The following is a 17,590-nucleotide window of genomic DNA, read 5'->3' as shown; positions in this document are numbered from 1 at the left end:
TAAAAGTGACATGAATTTACGATATAAAGAAGATCTTAATGAGATAGATTGGAAATGTGTTCCCCGTTTATTGGAGAGAGTTGGCATGTCTTTTACTGACGAAGAAAAACATCGGATTTCTTTTGAAAACAGCTATGCCTCGATCTTCGTTTTTGATGATATAAAAATGATAGGATTCGGACGGTTGATCTCTGATGGTATAAGACAGTCTGCGTTATATGATGTTGCTATAGATTCTGATTATCAGGGCTTGGGTATCGGACGCGAAATTGTTGAACGTCTAATGCTTAAGACTCCCGATTGTAATTTTATATTATATGCATCACCTGGGAAAGAGGATTTTTATAGAAAACTCAATTTTAAGAAAATGAGGACAGGGATGGCTTTATTTTCTAATCCAGAAAGAATGGTAGACAAAGGTTTTATTGAGGAATAAATTAGGCTGTGTGAGATTTTCTATTAACTTTGTAAATAGAAATGTTAAAATAAAACGACAACGTTAGTTATTAGGCGATAATAGCACAATTTTATAAGAAAATCAAACACATACATCTATGACCCGACTATTTAAATCTGGGGAGTCGTTGACATACCCTACACAGGAAGAATATCTGGATAGTATATCTGTTGATTGTGTAATATTCTCTTTTCATGAGGGAGAAATCAAAGTGCTTCTTAATAAATTGTTAAAAAGCGAGAATTGGATGCTGCCCGGAGGTTTTGTTCGAGTGGATGAGAATGTTGATGATGCAGCTTGCCGGGTTTTGAATATACGAACTGGATTGGACGATGTATTCTTAAAACAATTTCATTTGTTTGGAGAGTGTAATCGTCTTGATTTTTCTGATAATAAGAAGTTTATAGAAGATCTGAATATGGATGCAGATGTTGCAAAGTGGTATTTACGCCGTTTTGTAACAATGGGATATTATGCATTGGTAGAATACACTAAAGTTAATTTGAATGTTTATCATGACGTTGAAGAACTAGACTGGTTTTCCTTAAATAAACTCCCTAATTTATACTCTGATCACCGTCATATTATAGACGGAGCAATCTCTTCAATCAGAATTCAATTAGGTTATGTTCCTGTTGGTTTTCAGTTACTTCCCGAGAAATTCACAATGCCGGAATTACGTATGGTCTATGAAGCTATTATAGGAAAGGAACTTGACAGAAGAAATTTTCAGCGTAAAATGCTTTCGGTAGGTTTAATTACTAAATTGGAGGAAAAAAGAAAGGCGGGAGCTCATAAAGCCCCTTATCTATACAGTTTTAATAAGGACAGATATGCAGAAGCTGAGCGTTCGGGTATGTATCTGATGTCTTGGAGCAGTTCGTTTTTCTGATGGATATGTGAAATTAACAAATAATGGAATTTATATAACGGCCGGAATTATTGTTGCGGCTTTTGTTTTATAATCAGCATACCTATAATTGTTAACAGTCCGTTCAGCATGAGTATTTCGTATCCAACTTTATAGTTCAGATAGTTTTGAAGAATAACTTCTATGGCATAGCAGGCTACTGGTGATGCAATGCAGACTATGGGCATATATTTATCCTTAATATTGGTTTTGGAGAATAATCCAAAGGTAAACATACCGAGTAAGGGTCCATAGGTGTATGAGGCAACTTTATATATTGTATTTAGTATATTATCCTGCCCGATGTAGTGTATAAGTAGAATGACTAATATAAAAACTAAGCTCATACCGAAATGAACTCTTTTTCTCATAGTGGTTGCCCGATCCTTATCTAAGGAAGATATATTTAGAATATCTACACAGAAAGAAGTTGTCAAAGATGCAAGTGCCGAATCGGCGTTGGCGAAAGATGCTCCTATAATACCTACCGTGAAGAATATAAGACAGCCTATTCCCAGGTAATTGCTTACGAGGAAGGGTAATATCTCGTCAGAAATCACTGGTAGAGTAATTCCCTGATGTCCAGAAAAGATAAGTAATAATACTCCTAAAGCCAGAAATAACAGATTGATCGGGATAAACATAAATCCGTATGTAAGCATGTTTTTACGGGCATCTTTCAGGTTTTTGCAGCTTAGGTTTTTTTGCATTATATCCTGATCGAGTCCGGTCATGACAATAACTATAAATATGCCGCTGAAGAATTGCTTGAAGAAATTTTGAGAGCTATTCCAATCAAAAACAAAAATATTGGAATGAGGGCTTTTACTGATATAATTAATTGCATCCGATACATTAAAATGAAGTAAATGCGAAACTTGCCATATAATAAGTATTACAGCAATAATCACACATAATGTCTGAAGTGTATCTGTCCATATAATTGTTTTAATGCCACTCTTGCGTGTATATAACCATATAAAAAGAATAATACCCGTTACTGTAACCTCAAAGGGGATATTCCAATAATCAAATACAAGGGTTTGGAGTATAAGAGCTATCAGATAAAGTTTCGCTGCAGATCCTATTATACGTGATAGTATAAAAAATGCAGCACCTGTTTTGTAAGAATAAAAACCAAAACGATGGTCGAGATAAGTATATATTGATATTAAATTCAGTTTGTAGTATAAGGGTAATAAAACATATGCCACAGCAAGATATCCGAAGAAAAATCCGAACACCATTTGCATATAAGTCATATCGAATTTGCCAACCATGCCCGGAACCGATACAAATGTTACACCGGATATGCTTGTCCCAATCATACCAATGGCAATGATATACCATGGGGATTTTTTATTCCCTGAGAAGAAAGCATCGTTGTCCGAACTCTTTTTACTTATTATATGAGAAATCAGATAAAGAGATCCGAAATATGCAGCGAATATGATTAGTATAAGAGTTCCGGACATAAGTTACTATATGACTTTAAAGACTAAGAAAATGATCTGTAAGATCTTTTATTTGATCGAATTTGTGAGCGTATGAGTCTGTATTTCCAAAGCCCCAGGCTGCAAAAACAAAGGGAACAGAGGCCAAATCTGATTGTTTACGATCCGAGTCGGTATCACCGATATACATCGGAGCTTTTAGATTGTACTGGTCAATCAGAGTTTTCATATTTATGTGTTTAGGCTGAAAGTTAGATCCGTACTCAATATAATCACAAAAGTAAGGTTTTGTTTCTGTGAAAACCATAAAATCACGAATACTGCCTTTTTGGCAATTGCTAAGCATAAATAATTTGTATTTTCTGGATAATTGTTCCAATCCTTCTAATACACCGGGGTATATTTCTCCACCTAATTGAGGTAATAATTCGTCTGTTTTGATAACAATTTCTTTATACAATTTCTCGATAGTTGATTCGGGTAGTTCTGGAAACATTACTCTATAGATTTGTTTTGCTTCCATGCCCATGTATCCTTGTATATCTTTTTTTTCCACTTTTCTATCAATACCATTGGCGGCAAATACCTGAGTCCAGCAATGTGCGTAAGTAGCTACAGCATCCCAAAGAGTGCCGTCCATATCAAAAATTAAACTGTCGGGTTTCATTCGTTGTAGTTGATTTAAAATAAGTAACAGAAAGTATTTAATAATGTACTTTAAAGCGATAACCTGCTTTTGTTGTTATGCTTGCAAAGTTAATAAAAAGGTCTGAGACCCTAAGTAAATATGCAGTGGTAAAATTACGAACAAAAATGGATCAGTCAATTCAATTTTTGAATGATTAAGAAGTATAGCTCGGAATAATTCAGTAATTTTGAAAAACCATTGTTTTGAATTTATTAGTTATGGCATTTCTTTCGGTATCCTCTGTTCTTTCGGAAAGCATTTGTGAGAATTATTTATTAATTCCGGTTATAAATCGATTTGGACTGAAACTAGGTTTGGGAGAAAAGACCGTAGCTGAAATATGTCTTGAACATAAGTTGAATCCTGATTTTTTTCTGGCAATTTTGAATACATATCTGAATGAGGATTACTTTCCGGAGAAACTTTTGCAGGGATTCGATGTTGATTTAGTGAGCAATTATTTAAAACAGACCGATGGATACTATATTCATGCTCAGATTCCTAATATAGAGAAGCACTTAAATGCCTTTATAGCAATGAGCGATCCGAATAATACGCAGTTACTTTTAATTCGGAAGCTCTTTTTTAAGTTCAAAGAGGAACTGTTGCATCGTATTAATAGTGGATTATTAGACGACGATACTTCGTATGCTCTACTTTTAGACTTGAAAAATATTCTGATTAAGCACATTACGGGAAGTTTCAATGAGAATTTATGTTTTGCGGTGGTTTTTGCCGTAGATACGTTGTTGAATGATTTGGGTAAGCATAATCGTATACGGGAAAAGATACTTAAACCGATGATCAGCAAATTGGCCGAAGCTGGTTTTGATGATTGGCAGACTTTATTAAGCAGTGATGCATTGCCTGAGATGGATAGTGAAAAGACTATATCTCCCCGAGAATTAGAGGTCTTAAAGTTGATTGCTTTGGGATTGTTGAATAAAGAAGTTGCTGATAGATTAAATATAAGTTTAAATACAGTGCTTTCTCACCGTAAAAATATAACAGCTAAGCTAGGAATAAAAACAGTATCCGGTTTGATCTTCTACTGTATCAGTCACGGATATATTTCTGCAGATGAAATTGAACTCTGATTTTAACCTAAAAAATAAGCCCAATATCTGAATATTGAGCTTATTTGTATATTGAGTATGAAATCTCTTAGGAGAATAATATTGTTTTGTTTTTATATACCAATACTTGATGGTTGATGTGGTATTCAATCGCATGAGATAGCACAATCTTTTCCAAATCCTGACCTTTTCTAACCAAATCAGTCACGCTGTCTCTATGAGTAATGCGTGTGATGTCTTGTTCAATAATAGGCCCTGCATCCAGTTCTGTTGTGACATAATGACTTGTTGCCCCGATAATTTTCACACCTCTCTGATATGCGGCATGATATGGTTTTGCCCCGATAAAAGCAGGTAGGAATGAATGATGGATGTTTATTATACGATTGGGATATTCTCTGATAAAATCGTCGGTAAGAATTTGCATATAACGTGCAAGAACAATAAAATCAATGCTATAGTCTCGTAATAATGCTTTTTGTTCGGCTTCAATCAATTCTTTATTGTCCTTATTTATTTTCAGAACATGGTATTCTATACCGAACTTTTCCGCAACCCAGCGAAGATCTTCGTGATTGCTGATGATCAGTGGAATTTCCACATTCCACTCTCCGGCAGTGTATCTGGCAAGTATATCAAATAAGCAGTGAGACATCTTTGATACAAATACTGCCATACGGGGTTTGTAATCATTGAAATAAAGACGGAATGTCATATCATACTTATTGGCATACATAGTTTGGAAATATTCACCAATCTTTTCTTTAGGTATGATAAAGTTTTCTAAATCCCATTCGACGCGCATAAAGAAAATATTCTCTTGTTTATCGACATGCTGTTCGAGGCGGATGATGTTTCCTCCATTTACATTTATAAAATCTGTTATTGCAGCGACCAATCCAGGTTGGTCAGGAGAATATATCAAAATAATTGCGCGCGAATCTTCCATTTCTATCTTAAGTTGGTATAATTTACTTTAATGATTGTAAACAGGTTAATATAATATAATGTAGGTGTTTAATCTTCTACCGGAATCAGATTATCGATGATAAATACCTGACGTTCGGGAGTATTTTTACCCATATAAAAATTAAGCATATCTTTCACAAGGTCTTCTTTCTTCATTGTTACCTTATCCAGACGCATGTCTTTGCCGATAAAGTGTTTGAACTCATCAGGTGATATTTCTCCAAGACCTTTAAATCGTGTGATTTCAGGATTAGCTCCTAGTTTGGCTATTGCTGCAATACGTTCTTCTTCAGTATAACAATAGATTGTTTCCTTCTTATTTCTTACACGGAAGAGAGGTGTCTGCAATATATATACATGATTTTTCTTAATCAGGTCAGGAAAGAACTGTAGAAAAAAAGTAAGTAATAACAAACGGATGTGCATACCATCAGTATCCGCATCAGTCGCGATAATTACTTTTTTGTAACGAAGTCCATCCAAACCGTCTTCTATATTTAATGCGGCTTGCAGTAGATTAAATTCTTCGTTCTCATATACAATCTTTTTAGTAAGCCCAAAACTGTTCAGCGGTTTACCTCGTAAAGAGAATACCGCCTGAAGATTCGGATCTCGACTTTTGGTGATCGACCCGCTTGCCGAATCTCCCTCCGTGATAAATATACATGTATTATCCAGATTGTCTCCTTTAGAATCTGTATAGTGATAGCGGCAGTCACGTAGTTTTTTATTATGCAAATTAGCCTTCTTGGCACGTTCACGTGCTAGTTTTGTAACACCGGCTATAGCTTTACGTTCCTTTTCCGACTCCAGAATTTTTTTTAATAAGTTATCTGATGTTTCTGCATCCTTGTGTAGATAGTTGTCGAGTTCTTTTTTGATAAAGTCTCCGATGAACTTTTGAACAGATGGTCCACCCGGTCCCATATCTTTCGATCCGAGTTTGGTTTTAGTTTGGGACTCAAACACAGGTTCTTCTACTTTTACACTAATTGCCGCAACTATCCCGCTGCGTATATCGGCGTAATCAAAGTTTTTGTTGTAGTATTCTTTGATAACACGTCCTACTGTTTCTCTGAAAGCCGACTGGTGTGTACCTCCTTGGGTTGTATGTTGCCCGTTGACAAATGAGTAATATTCTTCGCCATACTGATTGCTGTGAGTAATAACAACTTCTATATCTGCATCTTTGAGATGGATTATAGGGTATAGAGGCTCGGATGTCATGTTCTCGTTCAGTAAATCTGCCAATCCGTTTTTCGAGTGAAATTTTTTTCCGTTATATACGAGAGTAAGTCCTGTATTCAGGTATGAATAATTCTTTAATAAGCTTTCTACATATTCGTCACGATATAGATATTCGCCGAAAACAGTTATGTCGGGTATAAATTCGACCAAAGTACCGTTATTGTCATCGGTAGCTGATATCGGGGTTTCATTTGTAACAATAGCTTTACTGTATTCAACGGATACGGTCTGCTTATCTCTGAATGCTTGTATTTTGAAGTATGATGATAACGCATTTACCGCTTTTATACCGACTCCATTTAATCCTACTGATTTTTTGAATGCTTTAGAGTCGTATTTGGCTCCAGTATTCATTTTAGAGGATACATCTTTTACTTTTCCTAATGGAACACCACGACCGTGGTCACGTGTTCTCACTTCTCCGTTTTCAATAGTAATTTCGATTGTTTTACCAAAGCCCATCATAAACTCGTCAATGGAGTTGTCGAGTACCTCTTTCAGCAATACATAGATACCGTCATCAGGTGATGAACCATCTCCTAATTTACCGATGTACATACCCGGACGGCGACGTATATGCTCTTGCCAATCAAGGGTTTTAATGTCATCATCTGAATAATTTTCCTGAGGTAAATTAACTTCCAATTCTTCTTCTTCCATGCTTTGTTGTTTCAGTAAAAGGGTTTCGAACAAAGATAATGATTTTTACAAAAAAAATCAAGCAGGATTAGTCTATGAATCCTGCTTGATTGATATATTAAAGTTTTTGACTTTCTTATTGTTCTGATTGATGTAATAGCAAAATTTCTAATCTCTTAAAATCAGATTTTTTTGATATAGGCTCTTCTTGTTTTATGGTGCTCGGCATTAAAGCCATCCCATTGATTTGCAACTTTATTATTACTCTCAAGTTCAGGGTTGCTTTCTGCAAATCGGAAACCACTAGCATGTGATGACGGGATAAAGTCATTGAATATCATTGCATTTACACCTTTTCCTTGATATTCGGGTGCAACTCCTGTCAGAAGGAGGTCTACTTCTGGATTCGATTTACTTTTCAATGCTTTCAACAAATATATCCATCCAAACGGAAATAATTTACCTCTCGATTTTTGTAGAGCCACTGATAAACTGGGTAATCCGATACCAAAACCGACAACATCGTCAGTTTCTTCTTTTACTATAATTGTGACTACGTCCCAACGCAAAAGCGGAACATACATTTTTACGTAGTGATCTATTTGGTTTTTTGTCAAAGGTACAAATCCGTAGAGTGGGGCATAGGCTACATTTAGCAGATTGAAAAGCTTATCGACATAAGGCGTTACTTGTTTTAAATTTTTGAACTTCAAGACTTTCAATCCGAATTTGTTAGCAACAATCTGTGCAATTCTTTGGTGGCGTTCGGGTACTTGTTCCGGTACGGGAATACGGTATTCGTGCCAGTCTACATCTTTTTCGAATCCCAATCTTTCTATTTGTTCTCTGTAATAGGGATGGCTATATGTTGTAGCCATTGTCGAAATACGATCATAGCCCTCTATAAGTAAACCTTCCCGATCGAGATCAGTGTAGCCCATAGGTCCTTGAATGGCGTTCATTCCTTTATCTTTAGCCCATTTTTCTGCAGCTGCAAAAAGTGAGTCGACAACTTCGTTATCATTGATGAAGTCTACAAATCCAAAACGTGCATGCAGTTGCTCCCACCGTTCATTTGACCGATGATTGATAAAGGCTCCGATACGTCCTACTATTTGATTACCTCTGTAAGCAAGAAATAATTGCTGCTCACAAAATTCGAACGCCGGATTCTTTTTTTTATCGATAGAGGCCAGTTCATCCATTATTAATGCGGGTACATAATATGGATTGCCTTTATAAAGCGAAGTGGGGAATTTTACAAATTTTTTTCTTGAAGCTTTATCGTTTACTTCAACTATTTTTATCGACATTCTTTATACTTAAACTTAATAAGTAATTGAAATTATTTAGATTTAATTGACTTTGGCAGTTTTATTTACCAACCTAACGAACAGATCTTCGACCTTGTTACTCTTCAATTTCCACTGCAAAGATAAGATTTTTTTAATTCCAGCATGATTAAGTAAAAGAAAGTATTTAATGATATACTTTTAGTTTCTGATATACTTTGGTCTAAGTAATAAATATAGATATGAAACCTTATATCCTTCGTATGGATGCTAATGAGTGTGTGTAATTTTCTGTTTCGGTATTAAAAATGCCAGTATCATCTATTTTGTCTATTCTTACTTTGCCTGAAGCGTGTATGATTTTGTTTTCGCCCAGATAAATACCTACATGCGTAATTTTTCCCATTTTATCGAAGAATATGAGATCTCCTGTTTCTGCTTCGTTTAATGAATCGATAGCGGACCCCTGTGTATTCTGCATACTAGCATCCCGTAATAAGTTGTATCCGCATAATGAAAATACAATCTGTGTAAAACCCGAACAGTCAATGCCCAGAATGTTTTTTCCTCCCCAAAGGTATGGTGTATTCAGAAACATTTTAGCAGTAGGAGCAATGTTTTGTTTTTTCTGATCTGATATGTAACTGACAAATGATGAGTGTATTTGGAATTTTTTACCTGAAACTTCTATACTGTTTGTTTCAGGATTATAATCTGGTAGTTTACTGCCTGCTGACAGGTGATATACCATCTTGTCGGTAAGGCAGAATGCATCTGCCAAAGGAACACAAGTGCGGAAAACCGTAGATGTTTGAAAACTGTTATGTTCGGATTCATTTATATGAGTTAGCATTTTTGTATCCACCCATCCTTCATATCCATCGTCCGAATCTTTAATTTTAGAAAACGAACCGGATATTTCTGTTATTTCACATGTTTGTCCAAACAGTAACTGTGTAACCATCTCGGATCTTTCGTCTGCATTGGCTCGTACCGGAAGCACGGTATTAAGATAAATCGCGTAATTTTCCATTGTTTTTTCTCTAATTGATGCACCCTATAACAAGGAGGACAAACTTATATACTTATTAAGTTTGTAGAATTAACTATTTAGCAAATATAATAAAAAAGGTATTGTTTAGTAAAATCGAACAATACCAGATTTTTTTATGTGAAAGACTTTGAGGTGAATCTCGAATAGGTATTTAACCTTAATTTTCAAATTTTCGGGTTTCTTTCAATACTCCATTTTCATATAGTTCTTCCTTTATCGGCTTTCCGCTTAATGAATAGTATTTCCAGACTCCGGTCTTTTGGCCTTTGGTATATTGTCCTTTTACTTTTGTCGCTTTTGTTTCTGTATAAACCTGAGAAAACTCTCCATCGAGTTTACCTAAAGATGAATAATTGGATGTTTCTATATAGTCGGATAAATTACTGGTGTAGTATACAATCTGTTTACCGACTTTCTTACCATTTTCATAGTTCTCATCCATTTTAAGATTGCCTTCGAGTGTATATCGTTTATATGAACCATGCTCTTTGCCATTCGAGAAGTTGCGTTCTGATTCCAAATTGCCATTAGTATAATATGTTTTTGTTTGGCATAGTCTATTATCTTGATATACCTTTATCTCTTTGGGTGTTTCGGGATCATAGTACTTAATCCATTCTCCGTCTTTTTTTCCATTTTTATACTCTCTTTTTTCTTTTAGATCACCTGAAGAAGATACCTCTCCCCGTTCTCCGTTCATGTATCCATTTTGGTACGAGATATACGATCTCAGTTCATTATTCTTATAATATTCCCATTTACCAATGGCTAATCCTTCATCATTGAATTGAGCATTAATGTATTCGGTCGTTACGCCTGTTATTATTCTAACTTTTCCTTTTACCGGGGTTTTAGCTTCATCTTTGTTGTGAGCATAGGCTTGCCCGTCTCCCAAGTTAACTAGGTTTATGTCACTGATTTTGATTGATTGTTGTCCTCGTATCTGTATGCTGAATGTTGAACATAAAAAGACAAATAAAAAGAGTACTTGCTTCATATCGTGTTGTTTTATTAAATATAATCCCTAAGTGTATTTTTATAAATATGGCGGATCTTTTAAAGGATCCGCCATTCAATATAAGATAAATCTTACGATTATGCTAATTTCTCAATAATCTCATTCATTGCTTTTTCCAATCCTTCGGAATTTTTACCTCCGGCTGTTGCAAAATGAGGTTGACCTCCACCTCCACCTTGTATGTGCTTAGCTGCATCACGAAGAATTTGAGAGGCATTCAATCCTTGAGCCACTAAATCATCCGAGAGCATAAGTGTAAGGGTTGGTTTTCCGCTGATCTCGGTTGCACCGATGAAAACGGCATGATCGGTGTATTCACCTCTGATCTGGAATGCTATATCTTTTGCTATTTCAGATGGAAATTGTCCTTTTAAAGAGAAGATCAATATACCGTTTGAGAATTGTTTGTTTTTTACAACCGAATCTTTTAACTGAATTGTTTTCTCTTTCATCAAACCTTCGACATGTTTTTTCATTTCGGCATTTTCTTCAAAGAATTTATGGAATGCCTGAATCAGGTTGGGAGCATTATTCATCAAAGATTTTAATTCAGTAATCACATCTTGTTGAGTATAGAAGTACTCTTCACAAACTGATGCTGTAATAGCTTCGATACGTCTGATACCTGCAGCAATAGAACTCTCATTCACAATACGGAATGAACCTATACGGCCTGTTGATGATATATGAGTTCCTCCACATAGTTCGACTGAGCTGCCAAAGCGGATTACACGTACTTCGTCGCCGTATTTTTCGCCAAATAGAGCCATAGCTCCCATTTCCTTAGCTTCGGCAATAGGTACTTTTCTGGCTTCTTCTAGGGTAAAATCTTCTCTTATTTTTTGAGTGACTAAACGTTCTACTGCCCGTATTTCTTCGTTTGTCATTTTCTGGAAATGAGAAAAGTCAAAACGGAGTACTGACGGCGATACAAATGAGCCTTTTTGTTCGACATGTACACCTAACACCTCTCGTAAAGCTTCGTGCAACAGGTGAGTCGCAGTATGGTTGCATTCAGTTGCTATGCGGTCTTCCTTATTTATATGGGCTGTGAAATGTGCGGTAACATCTTTTGGAAGTCTTTTTGTCAGATGAACCGATAGATTATTTTCTCTTTTTGTATCAAGTATTTCTATCTTCTCATCATCATTTATTAACCATCCGGTATCACCAACCTGACCACCCATTTCAGCATAAAAAGGAGTACGGTTTAATACGATTTGGTAAAACTCATTGCTTTTTTGTTTAATCTTGCGATAACGAAGAATTTCGGCATCGGTTTCGATATAGTCATATCCTACAAATTCGGGGTCTCCTTCACGAATCGTAATCCAATCCCCTGTTTCTATAGCTGCGGCGTTACGTGCACGATCTTTCTGCTTCTGCATTTCAGATTTAAAACCTTCTTCATCCACAGTCATTTCGTTTTCACGAAGTATAAGTTCTGTCAAATCCAGCGGAAAACCATATGTATCATATAAGGTAAAAGCATCGACACCATTTAACACCGTCGATTTCTTTTCTTTTGTTTCTGTTATTTGTTTTTCAAGCAGCTTGATTCCTGTTTCTAGAGTCCTAAGGAAAGATTCTTCTTCTTCTTTGATTACTTTCTCTATCAATACCCGTTGTTGAACTAGTTCGGGATAGGCTTCCCCCATAGTCTCTATCAAAGTAGGTATCAGTTTGTGCATGAAGGCTTTGTGTTGATTCAGGAATGTATATCCATAGCGGACGGCACGGCGTAGAATGCGTCGGATAACGTATCCGGCTTTAGCATTGGATGGCAACTGTCCATCTGCAATAGAAAATGCTATTGTCCGGATATGGTCGGAGATAACCCGCATAGCGATATCTTTTTTGCTGTCTGTTCCGTATGTTGTATCGGATAATGTTCCTATCGCTTTGATCAGAGGTTGGAATACATCAGTGTCGTAGTTCGATTTTTTTTCTTGTATAGCCATGCAAAGCCGCTCAAAGCCCATTCCTGTATCTATAGTTCTTGCAGGAAGAGGTTCCAATGATTTATCTGCTTTGCGATTGTATTGCATAAATACCAGATTCCAGATTTCGATTACATCCGGATCTTTGTTGACAAGTGTAGCTCCGTCTATTTTAGCCCTGTCCTCATCGGAGCGTATATCTATATGTATCTCGGAACAAGGACCACAGGGACCTGTTTCTCCCATTTCCCAGAAATTGTCTTTTTTGTTTCCATTGATTATTCTGTCTTTTGGAAGATGTTTTTCCCAATATCCGGCAGCTTCAGTATCTCTGTCAAGTCCTTCTTCGGGGCTGCCTTCGAATACTGTAACATACAACCTGTTTTTATCTAATTTGATTACTTCTGTCAGATATTCCCATGCCCAGTCGATAGCTTCTTTTTTGAAATAGTCGCCAAATGACCAATTGCCTAGCATTTCGAACATCGTATGATGATATGTGTCATGTCCTACTTCTTCCAGGTCGTTGTGCTTGCCACTTACCCGAAGACATTTTTGAGAATCCGCGACTCTGGGATATTTAATAGGTGAGTTACCTAATATAATATCTTTGAATTGGTTCATTCCGGCATTCGTGAACATCAGGGTAGGATCGTCTTTGATTACCATTGGTGCAGAAGGAACGATCTGATGTCCTTTTGATCTGAAAAATTCTTTGAATGAATTACGGATTTCTTTAGAAGTCATCATGTTTTAGTAATTGTAAATATTTAATTGTACTGTCTGATTTATAATTTACTTTGTCTTTTAATGTAACTGATTATGTATTAGTAGGGTGAATGATGTCAATTTATTCAGCCCAATTGCTACAGTTTCAGGTTCTTTTACTCATTAAAGTCATAAACAGGTCAGTGGCCTTTTTACATATTCTTAATAAATAATAGTTTGCAAAAATAAGCTAAAAACTTTACTTTTGCGCTTATCTCGAAAATAAAATCGGAGAGTTTTATCATACAGAATGGCAAAAAAAGTATATTATATATATAACCCGCAATCACTCACTTATGAGCGTGTCTATCCTGGTATTGGTAAAAAGGTCTTCATTATAATCCGTAATTTGTTAGGAGGAATCATACTTGGGGCTGTTGGCTTCTGGGCTTTGATGTATTATGTGCTTGATTCACCTAAGGAAATGGAACTTAAAAAAGAGAATAAGCTTATTCGTGCTCAATATAATATATTGTCGAAGCGATTAGATAATGTATCCGACGTACTGAAAGATATTCAACAGCGGGATGATAATATGTACCGAGCTATTTTTCATGCCGATCCTATTGCTTCTGCGATTCGTAATTCTGCAGGTGGAGGTGTCGGAAAATATGATTATTTGCTTGAATTATCTAACCCTGACATGATTTTGCAAACTTCTAAAAAAATGGATCTGATCTCTCGTCAATTATATGTTCAATCCAAGTCTTTTGATGAAATACTGAATCTGTCCAAGCAGCAGAAAGACCGTTTGCAGCATATACCCAGCATTCAGCCTGTTGCTAATAAAGACTTGTCAAGGGTGGCTTCCGGCTATGGTACTCGTATTGATCCTGTGTATGGTACATTACGTTTTCATGCCGGAATGGACTTTACCGCGAAAGAAGGCACTGATATATATGCAACAGGAGATGGTGTTGTCACTTGGTCAGAATGGCGTCAGGGATATGGGAACTGTATAATTATAGATCATGGTTACGGATTTGAGACATTGTACGGGCATATGAGCGCGTATGTTGCGAAACAAGGACAGAAAGTGAAGAGAGGAGAGCTCATCGGAAAAATAGGGAGTACCGGAAAATCAACAGGTCCACACTTACATTACGAAGTGCATGTTAAGGGTAAACCCGATAATCCGGCTAAATACTACTTTATGGATCTTACTCCTGAAGAATATGATCAGATGTTGCGTATAGCAGACAATCATGGTCAGGTTATGGACTAATATTTGAATTGTAATAATCAGTAAACAGTCAACAATAGAAATCAATGATTGATTTTGATAATGATAAAAAATTATACTATTCGATAAAAGAAGTTGCAGCTCATTTTAATGTGAATGAGTCTCTTCTTCGTTTCTGGGAGACTGAATTTAAGGAAATTAAGCCGAAGAAAACCCCCAGCGGAGTAAGGCAGTATACACGTGTTGATATTGAAGCCATAGCTCTCGTATATTCTTTGGTAAAGGATAAGGGGCTGACTCTGGAAGGAGCCCGTCAGACTTTGCGAGTAAAAAAGGATGAAGAAACCCGTCGTCTGGAGTTACTGAGACGATTGGAAAAGATCAAAGCCGAATTGAATAATCTGAAAAGCGGATTGGATAGCCTTTAAGGTCACAGACTTATTTGTTACTTTAGTATATAATAATCTGATTCCGTTAAAGCTTAAAGATATATATCATTAAATGCTTTTATTTACTTAATACTTGAAACTTATTCAGACTTCACCTTTTGGGTGAAACTTACGTTTGCGTATTTGTCCGGGAGTAGCCCCGAAATGTAACTTGCAAAAATCGTTGAAGTGAGCCGGAGAGGTGAACCCATGGTGGTAACTGATTTCTTTAAAAGTTTTGTTGCCGCTATTAATGTCGTGGTATACTATTTTAGCTCGTTGATTTCTCATCCATTGGCTAGCCGAAATTCCAAAAACTTTTTTGAAATGCTTTTCGAATCCCGATAAGCTATAATTGGTTAGTTCTGCTAACTCTTTGACTGTCCTTACCTGATGATAATTTTGTAAGATAAAATTAGAGAATGTCAAATCATTGCTTAATAGGGGATAAAAAAAGTGAAGAAGTTCTTTTTTAACGTAGTACCCTCTTAATAAAAAGAATAGCTCTTTGATTTTTATTTCGTAAAAATAGAAACATCTGAGACCTGCAGTTATGTGTTTTATCAGATTTTCTATATACTCTGTTATAACCTCGTTCGAATCAAGTACTCCTATATTGTCGAAATTTTCACCATCTTCCTTTTCCAGCAGCAGTTGTTCCAGTGCAAATCTTTCGCAGAGTTCTACATTTGTTCTGATTCTGAAGATGAGTATATTTGTGTCAGCTAATGCTTTGGACGTGAATCTGAAACCCGCGGGAATTATAATCATATTGCCCGGAGTAAGTGTTTGATTGAGATGAGAGCCAAAAGAAAAATTGAGGAGTCCGCTTCGTAATATAATTATCTTATTTTCTAAGATGTCGATATTGTATCTGTCTTCAGTATTCAAATATATAGGATCGATTGCCGGGCGATCGCCCTTTTCGTAGTTATAGCAATTTAGATGCTCGTGAGGATATAACAGTTCCATTTATACTGATATTAATCTGTTTTAATTTGATTCTAAGGCCTTAGACCTATTTTTAACTTTGCAAGCATACAGCAAGAGCTGCTTATCATTTAAAATACATCAATAAATACTTGCTGTTACTTATATAATAAATTTACTTATTTGACACGGGATAGAGTCGATATATACACAGGGTGAAAGCAAACTCATTCGACTTTTCAGGCTACGTATAAATAAATTAAATAGAATATCTGTTTCTCTTAAAATAAAAGCTTACACACTCTTCCTTCTACTATATTCAATGTTCATGCAAAAGTATTTATAATTATTGAAAAACTGTTTATAAATATACAAAATATATGTTAATTTTAATCCGTATTGTTAAATTTTATATTTTGTGAAACTGTTTTTTTTAACTTAGATGAGATAAGCTAATCTTCATTCTCTTTCTTTATAATTAAGAGAATGAGATGTCTGTTTTATTGATTTGGATGCTGTAAACTATTTTTTTTAATTGTTAAATTTGAATGTATATTATATTCTCCTAAAAAAGTAGTGTTGTTATTAAAATAAAAGCACTTACTTTGTATCTCAAAGCAAATATGTATGAGTGAAAATATAGATGATTTAAGATATATACGTTCTACTATGGAAAAGTCAAGCAAATTTTTGACTCTTAGTGGTATATCTGGTGTGGCAGCCGGTTGTGTGGCTCTTGTTGGTGCTATGATCGCTTATAAAATAGTGTATGATAGTTTATCTGTTACAGGCAGTATGTTGACAGATTTATTTATACTATCGGCTTTAGTGTTGATTTTATCTGTGGCTTTGGGTGTTTATTTTTCTTGGAGAAAGGCTCAAAAATCAGGAGTGAAGCTGTTTAATGGGATCTCTTTTGGTCTTTTCAGGGATGGAGGAATTCCTCTTGTTATAGGAGGTGTATTTTGTATTATTCTCCTTCATAATGATTGTCCATCGCTTGTTGCTCCAACAATGTTGATCTTTTATGGTATTGCCCTGATTGGTTTTGGTGCTCGTAGTTATTCTGATATACGAGTACTTGGAGCCTGTGAAATACTTTTGGGTTTTATTGCCGGTTTTATTCCTCAGTCTGGATTGTTGATTTGGACTATAGGTTTTGGTTTATTACATATTATATATGGAGCTTATATGTATTTGAAATACGATTATAAGGTTCGGAAAAAGTGATATTTGGTTATGAAAGATATAATATCAGGATTAAATAAAGTCTTTGACAGCCGTGTGCGTCTAGGTATTATGTCTGTATTGGTTGTCAATGATAGTGTGGATTTTAATACAATTAAGGATCTGCTGAATGTAACAGACGGGAATCTGGCTAGCCACCTTAAGGCTTTGGAGAAAGAAGAAGTAATCGTAGTTAAGAAGCAGTTTGTAGGGCGTAAACCCAATACTTCATATAGCGTTACAGAGAAAGGTCGACAGGTGTTTAAAGAGCATATTAACGCTTTGGAACGACTCATAAATAATAAATAA

16 protein-coding genes are annotated in these 17,590 nt (G+C 35.7%); 7 read left to right on the top strand and 9 right to left on the bottom strand.

The window, feature by feature from the left end:
* Positions 1-10: 10 nt before the first annotated feature.
* Both K322_RS0114215 and K322_RS0114210 read left to right on the top strand, forming a co-directional pair.
* Entirely contained in the window at positions 11-436 is a 426-nt protein-coding gene (locus tag K322_RS0114215) for a GNAT family N-acetyltransferase (RefSeq protein ID WP_026627475.1), read from the top strand.
* A gap of 118 nt (positions 437-554) precedes the next feature.
* Positions 555-1,349 carry an NUDIX hydrolase gene (locus K322_RS0114210; RefSeq protein ID WP_051290817.1) on the top strand — a complete coding sequence of 265 codons (795 nt, stop codon included), beginning with the start codon at positions 555-557 and terminating at the stop codon, positions 1,347-1,349.
* Positions 1,350-1,396: 47 nt separating this feature from the next.
* On the opposite strand, the gene K322_RS0114205 is transcribed toward K322_RS0114210, so the two are convergent.
* Together K322_RS0114205 and K322_RS0114200 are read right to left on the bottom strand one after the other, a co-directional pair.
* Positions 1,397-2,842, bottom strand: a complete 1,446-nt coding sequence (locus tag K322_RS0114205) for a sodium:solute symporter (protein ID WP_026627473.1) — start codon at positions 2,840-2,842, stop codon at positions 1,397-1,399.
* A 16-nt stretch (positions 2,843-2,858) separates the two neighbouring features.
* Positions 2,859-3,488: an HAD family hydrolase gene (locus K322_RS0114200; protein ID WP_026627472.1), complete on the bottom strand. Its 630-nt coding sequence runs from the start codon at positions 3,486-3,488 to the stop codon at positions 2,859-2,861.
* A gap of 239 nt (positions 3,489-3,727) precedes the next feature.
* Here K322_RS0114200 and K322_RS0114195 point away from each other — a divergent pair, with 239 nt between their 5' ends.
* Complete coding sequence (locus K322_RS0114195) at positions 3,728-4,606, top strand: helix-turn-helix domain-containing protein (protein ID WP_026627471.1); 879 nt, start codon at positions 3,728-3,730, stop codon at positions 4,604-4,606.
* Between the two features lie 67 nt (positions 4,607-4,673).
* Here K322_RS0114195 and purU read toward each other — a convergent pair whose 3' ends face one another.
* From purU to alaS, 6 genes are all read right to left on the bottom strand, one after another.
* Positions 4,674-5,534, bottom strand: coding sequence for a formyltetrahydrofolate deformylase (gene purU, locus K322_RS0114190; RefSeq protein ID WP_026627470.1), 861 nt, complete (start codon positions 5,532-5,534; stop codon positions 4,674-4,676).
* 68 nt (positions 5,535-5,602) lie between these two features.
* Positions 5,603-7,462 (bottom strand): DNA topoisomerase IV subunit B, encoded by a 1,860-nt coding sequence (locus tag K322_RS0114185; RefSeq protein ID WP_026627469.1) that lies wholly within the window; start codon positions 7,460-7,462, stop codon positions 5,603-5,605.
* A 161-nt stretch (positions 7,463-7,623) separates the two neighbouring features.
* Positions 7,624-8,754: a hypothetical protein gene (locus K322_RS0114180; RefSeq protein WP_026627468.1), complete on the bottom strand. Its 1,131-nt coding sequence runs from the start codon at positions 8,752-8,754 to the stop codon at positions 7,624-7,626.
* Between the two features lie 229 nt (positions 8,755-8,983).
* A complete protein-coding gene (locus K322_RS0114175; RefSeq protein WP_026627467.1) occupies positions 8,984-9,766 on the bottom strand; it encodes a C40 family peptidase in 783 nt (260 codons plus the stop codon).
* Between the two features lie 178 nt (positions 9,767-9,944).
* The gene (locus K322_RS0114170) at positions 9,945-10,784 is read right to left on the bottom strand and encodes a toxin-antitoxin system YwqK family antitoxin (protein ID WP_026627466.1); all 840 of its coding nucleotides are present in this window, start codon (positions 10,782-10,784) and stop codon (positions 9,945-9,947) included.
* 98 nt (positions 10,785-10,882) lie between these two features.
* Entirely contained in the window at positions 10,883-13,495 is a 2,613-nt protein-coding gene (gene alaS / locus K322_RS0114165) for an alanine--tRNA ligase (protein ID WP_026627465.1), read from the bottom strand.
* Positions 13,496-13,763: 268 nt separating this feature from the next.
* Here alaS and K322_RS0114160 point away from each other — a divergent pair, with 268 nt between their 5' ends.
* Together K322_RS0114160 and K322_RS0114155 are read left to right on the top strand one after the other, a co-directional pair.
* Positions 13,764-14,738 carry a M23 family metallopeptidase gene (locus K322_RS0114160; protein WP_026627464.1) on the top strand — a complete coding sequence of 325 codons (975 nt, stop codon included), beginning with the start codon at positions 13,764-13,766 and terminating at the stop codon, positions 14,736-14,738.
* Positions 14,739-14,782: 44 nt separating this feature from the next.
* Entirely contained in the window at positions 14,783-15,124 is a 342-nt protein-coding gene (locus K322_RS0114155) for a MerR family transcriptional regulator (RefSeq protein ID WP_026627463.1), read from the top strand.
* Between the two features lie 105 nt (positions 15,125-15,229).
* Here K322_RS0114155 and K322_RS0114150 read toward each other — a convergent pair whose 3' ends face one another.
* Entirely contained in the window at positions 15,230-16,096 is an 867-nt protein-coding gene (locus K322_RS0114150; RefSeq protein ID WP_026627462.1) for a helix-turn-helix domain-containing protein, read from the bottom strand.
* Between the two features lie 585 nt (positions 16,097-16,681).
* On the opposite strand from K322_RS0114150, the gene K322_RS0114145 reads away from it, so the two are divergent.
* Both K322_RS0114145 and K322_RS0114140 read left to right on the top strand, forming a co-directional pair.
* Positions 16,682-17,284 (top strand): hypothetical protein, encoded by a 603-nt coding sequence (locus K322_RS0114145; RefSeq protein ID WP_026627461.1) that lies wholly within the window; start codon positions 16,682-16,684, stop codon positions 17,282-17,284.
* A 9-nt stretch (positions 17,285-17,293) separates the two neighbouring features.
* Positions 17,294-17,590, top strand: a complete 297-nt coding sequence (locus K322_RS0114140; protein ID WP_026627460.1) for a winged helix-turn-helix domain-containing protein — start codon at positions 17,294-17,296, stop codon at positions 17,588-17,590.

The sequence above is a fragment of the Indolivaga capnocytophagoides DSM 22835 genome, from assembly GCF_000426485.1.
Classification (GTDB): Bacteria; Bacteroidota; Bacteroidia; order Bacteroidales; family Dysgonomonadaceae; genus Dysgonomonas_A; species Dysgonomonas_A capnocytophagoides.
The sequence above is the reverse complement of the archived record's forward strand: the minus strand, read 5'-3'. Positions and strand labels throughout refer to the sequence as shown.

Coding starts and splice junctions, on each gene's coding strand:
- K322_RS0114215 (WP_026627475.1), top strand. CDS start 11: ATGAATTTACGATATAAAGAAGATCTTAATGAGATAGATTGGAAATGT.
- K322_RS0114145 (WP_026627461.1), top strand. CDS start 16,682: ATGAGTGAAAATATAGATGATTTAAGATATATACGTTCTACTATGGAA.
- K322_RS0114185 (WP_026627469.1), bottom strand. CDS start 7,462: ATGGAAGAAGAAGAATTGGAAGTTAATTTACCTCAGGAAAATTATTCA.
- K322_RS0114150 (WP_026627462.1), bottom strand. CDS start 16,096: ATGGAACTGTTATATCCTCACGAGCATCTAAATTGCTATAACTACGAA.
- K322_RS0114170 (WP_026627466.1), bottom strand. CDS start 10,784: ATGAAGCAAGTACTCTTTTTATTTGTCTTTTTATGTTCAACATTCAGC.
- K322_RS0114155 (WP_026627463.1), top strand. CDS start 14,783: ATGATTGATTTTGATAATGATAAAAAATTATACTATTCGATAAAAGAA.
- alaS (WP_026627465.1), bottom strand. CDS start 13,495: ATGATGACTTCTAAAGAAATCCGTAATTCATTCAAAGAATTTTTCAGA.
- purU (WP_026627470.1), bottom strand. CDS start 5,534: ATGGAAGATTCGCGCGCAATTATTTTGATATATTCTCCTGACCAACCT.
- K322_RS0114175 (WP_026627467.1), bottom strand. CDS start 9,766: ATGGAAAATTACGCGATTTATCTTAATACCGTGCTTCCGGTACGAGCC.
- K322_RS0114180 (WP_026627468.1), bottom strand. CDS start 8,754: ATGTCGATAAAAATAGTTGAAGTAAACGATAAAGCTTCAAGAAAAAAA.
- K322_RS0114140 (WP_026627460.1), top strand. CDS start 17,294: ATGAAAGATATAATATCAGGATTAAATAAAGTCTTTGACAGCCGTGTG.
- K322_RS0114195 (WP_026627471.1), top strand. CDS start 3,728: ATGGCATTTCTTTCGGTATCCTCTGTTCTTTCGGAAAGCATTTGTGAG.
- K322_RS0114205 (WP_026627473.1), bottom strand. CDS start 2,842: ATGTCCGGAACTCTTATACTAATCATATTCGCTGCATATTTCGGATCT.
- K322_RS0114210 (WP_051290817.1), top strand. CDS start 555: ATGACCCGACTATTTAAATCTGGGGAGTCGTTGACATACCCTACACAG.
- K322_RS0114160 (WP_026627464.1), top strand. CDS start 13,764: ATGGCAAAAAAAGTATATTATATATATAACCCGCAATCACTCACTTAT.
- K322_RS0114200 (WP_026627472.1), bottom strand. CDS start 3,488: ATGAAACCCGACAGTTTAATTTTTGATATGGACGGCACTCTTTGGGAT.